1 protein-coding gene is annotated in these 482 nt (G+C 79.0%); it reads left to right on the forward strand.

Features of this window, described 5'->3' with window-relative positions; all coding sequences use genetic code 11:
- A partial coding sequence (locus KN815_RS49660; RefSeq protein WP_507229945.1) for a DMT family protein occupies nucleotides 1-482 on the forward strand: 482 nt, incomplete at both ends.

The following is a 482-nucleotide window of genomic DNA, read 5'->3' on the forward strand; positions in this document are numbered from 1 at the left end:
CCCTCGCGCTGATCGGCCTCGGCGCCCTGCTGCCGGTCACCGCCGGGGAGGCCCCGCGCGACACGCTCAGCCTGCCGCAGGCGGTCGGGCTCGCGAGCGTCGTGCTGGTGTTCATCGCGCTGTGCGTCCGGCCGGGGCGCACCGGGCGCGGGGCCTCGGGCCGGGGTCTGCGGTACGCCACCGCGTCCGGGGTCGCCTCCGGCGTCGCCTCGGCGCTCACCCAGACCCTCACCGTCGCGCTCGCCGGCTCCCACGCGCCCGGGGCGGCCCTGGTGTCCTGGCGGACCGTGATCGTGGCCGTCCTGGTCGCGGTCTTCGCGGTGAGCGGTCTGCTGCTGGCCCAGAGCGCCTACGGCAGCGGCCTCGGCGCACCCCTCGCCACCCTGACCCTCGCCAACCCGGTGGCGGCCGCCGCCATCGGGATCGTCCTGCTGGACGAGCGCTTCCGGGGCGGCCCGGCGGGCTGGGCCCTGGCCGCCGCG

The sequence above is a fragment of the Streptomyces niphimycinicus genome (assembly GCF_018883605.1).
GTDB classification, from domain to species: domain Bacteria; phylum Actinomycetota; class Actinomycetes; order Streptomycetales; family Streptomycetaceae; genus Streptomyces; species Streptomyces niphimycinicus.